Source organism: Methanospirillum sp., assembly GCF_035560735.1.
Lineage (GTDB): Archaea > Halobacteriota > Methanomicrobia > Methanomicrobiales > Methanospirillaceae > Methanospirillum.
On the sequence record NZ_DATMYY010000317.1, the window covers coordinates 1 to 2,445 of the forward strand.

Here is a 2,445-nt window from a genome sequence, read left to right on the forward strand (position 1 = left end):
GTATATTTTCGTTTCAAGTGAGTACGTTGAATTGTAATCTTTTTCCGGCAAAACCGGGTGTTATTGTTTAGATTGATTGGTTCTTCGTCAGTTTGAGTGGGTAAGTTTAGCTTCTGTTGACCATTGTGATGATATTCATCGCCATAATGTGAAACAGGATTTCTATAAATATGTACCACCTCCGCATCGGGCAAAAAAACGATTTGATACATACTGCCAGAGTCTCTCAATTGTTACTCCCTGCTCGTAAAGCCGGCGGGCACGTTCCTGCAAGCGTCGTATGCTTTCACCTGATGGGCGAAGTCTCCGAAAAGGATGGATAATATACCCGAGAAAATCAGACCCCTTGATTGTCCGTCCAATGAATCGTTTCGTCTCATGCACCTGCATCATAAGACTGATAAGAATCTGGTTGACGAGGCGGATTGCACGACGGAGGTGGCAGAAGGGTTTTGAATATATATCAATGATGAGGGTGTGATAAAGCATATTGCCTGAAGATGAACTGATCAATACAGGTAAAAGATGGATGTACTATCGTTGCTCCGTCAGCATGAACCAATCCTCAAAGAGCGGTTTGGCATAGCAACAATTGAGATATTTGGCTCATATGTCCGGGGACAAGAACGGATTGACAGCGATATTGACGTACTGGTGACATTTCAAACCGGGAGAAAAACCTTTGAAAATTTTATGGATTGCAAGTTCTATCTCGAAGATCTATTCGGAAAAAAAGTTGATCTGGTGCTAAAGGACACCCTTAAAGAGAGGATCAAGCCCTATATCCTAAAAGAGATAGTATATGCATAGAACCGAACTCCAGTATCTTGATGATATTTTTCAGGCCATATGCAATATTGAGGAAGATACCGAAGGGATTCCATTTGATGAGTATTACCACGATCGGAGACGAAAAGACGCAGAACAGCAGTGTTGACCGCTGCCATCGTCGGCCCTCTTACCGGAATACTTCCAACAGTCTTTGCCTCAGAGTTCTCTACACGATAGTCGCAGCATATACCTCCTTGGACTTTTCAACAGCAGGTTTTGCTGCTCCGGCAGACTCGTAGGCTGCACATCCCCACGGATTATTTTCCAGGAAATTCGCGGAGGAATCAATCGGTGTGGTGAGATTCCATACTGCCGATTTGATTCAATCAGATCCAGGCAATTTGAACAACCCAAAATAAGAAAAAATTATCAGGAGTAACAAGTGACAATTTCTTTTTTAAGAATATCAAGGCCTGTTTGTAGCTCTAATTTTGTAATAGTGAGAGCAGGAAATATCCTGATGATATGACCATGTTTCAGATTTAAAATTAAACCATTATCCAGACATCGTTTTACAATCTCCGCAGATTTTGAATCATCAGTCAATTCAAGAGCTATCAACAGACCCTGACCTCTCACTTCAGTAATAGCTTTTGGGTATTTCTCTTTCCACTCATTCAGACGTTTGATTGTTTCAGTTCCCAGATCAGTGACGTGAGATTCGATATTTGAATCAACCAGATATCTGATAACTGCTTCAGACACCGCACAACCAAGCGGATTTCCATTATACGTCCCGCCATGATCTCCTTTCTGGATACCATTGGCGACCTCTTCAGTGACCGCAAATGCAGAAAACGGAAATCCTCCGGCAATTCCTTTTGCCATCGTGATAATATCAGGTTTAGCTCCCTGACTCATGGAATAAAAGAGCGGCCCAGTCCGGAAGAACCCGGTCTGTATTTCATCGGCGATTAAAAGAACGCCATGTTTTCGGCATACCTCTGATAATTCCTGAAGGTACGATTCAGAAGGAATATTTACGCCACCTTCACCCTGAATTGGCTCCACAATGACTGCAGCGACATCCTGATCAATAATCTCCTTAACCGCTGAAATATCATTAAACGGCACAAAGAAATATCCCGGCATAAGCGGATTGAATTTATTCCGGTGAACATCCTGTCCTGTGGCAGAAACGGTACTAATTGTCCGTCCGTGAAAACTCATTTCGGTTGATATAATATTTTTCTTTCCGGTAACCTTCCGGGAGAGTTTGATTGCTGCATCATTTGCTTCTGCTCCACTATTGGCAAAGAATATCCGGGTAAGGTGCTTTGGAAGAATCTCATGGAAGAGTTGGATCAATCGGGAACGTGCAGGTGAATATGTTGCTCCTGAATTCGGGTTTTGTATGATCTTTTTACTTTGAGTGCAGAGTGCTTCAGTGATTATCGGATTGGCATGACCAATACAGGTGACACCCCATCCCGAAGTAAAATCAAGATACTGTTTGCCGTTTTCGTCCCAGACATATACGCCATCGCCTTTCTCAATAGACAGGTGAGTTTTATCCGCAAATGGAATATAATACGAATCTTCTATGAGAAACGTGTCATTCGTTTCATTCATTACGTTGCCTCTTTAAAACTAATCGTTTTGCCGCGGTAATCT

4 protein-coding genes are annotated in these 2,445 nt (G+C 42.4%); 2 read left to right on the plus strand and 2 right to left on the minus strand.

The features are described 5' to 3' along the window. Positions 1-162: 162 nt before the first annotated feature. Complete coding sequence (locus VN429_RS09275) at positions 163-489, minus strand: hypothetical protein (RefSeq protein ID WP_325632487.1); 327 nt, start codon at positions 487-489, stop codon at positions 163-165. Between the two features lie 36 nt (positions 490-525). On the opposite strand from VN429_RS09275, the gene VN429_RS09280 reads away from it, so the two are divergent. After that, positions 526-810, plus strand: coding sequence for a nucleotidyltransferase family protein (locus VN429_RS09280; RefSeq protein WP_325632490.1), 285 nt, complete (start codon positions 526-528; stop codon positions 808-810). Continuing rightward, positions 803-937: a hypothetical protein gene (locus tag VN429_RS09285; RefSeq protein ID WP_325632492.1), complete on the plus strand. Its 135-nt coding sequence runs from the start codon at positions 803-805 to the stop codon at positions 935-937. Before VN429_RS09280 ends, VN429_RS09285 begins: the two co-directional genes overlap by 8 nt. Positions 938-1,200: 263 nt before the next feature. Here the strand turns inward: VN429_RS09285 and VN429_RS09290 are convergent, their stop codons facing one another. Continuing rightward, positions 1,201-2,403, minus strand: a complete 1,203-nt coding sequence (locus VN429_RS09290) for an aspartate aminotransferase family protein (RefSeq protein WP_325632494.1) — start codon at positions 2,401-2,403, stop codon at positions 1,201-1,203. Positions 2,404-2,445: the final 42 nt, after the last annotated feature.

Coding starts and splice junctions, on each gene's coding strand:
- VN429_RS09275 (WP_325632487.1), bottom strand. CDS start 489: ATGCTTTATCACACCCTCATCATTGATATATATTCAAAACCCTTCTGC.
- VN429_RS09280 (WP_325632490.1), top strand. CDS start 526: ATGGATGTACTATCGTTGCTCCGTCAGCATGAACCAATCCTCAAAGAG.
- VN429_RS09285 (WP_325632492.1), top strand. CDS start 803: ATGCATAGAACCGAACTCCAGTATCTTGATGATATTTTTCAGGCCATA.
- VN429_RS09290 (WP_325632494.1), bottom strand. CDS start 2,403: ATGAATGAAACGAATGACACGTTTCTCATAGAAGATTCGTATTATATT.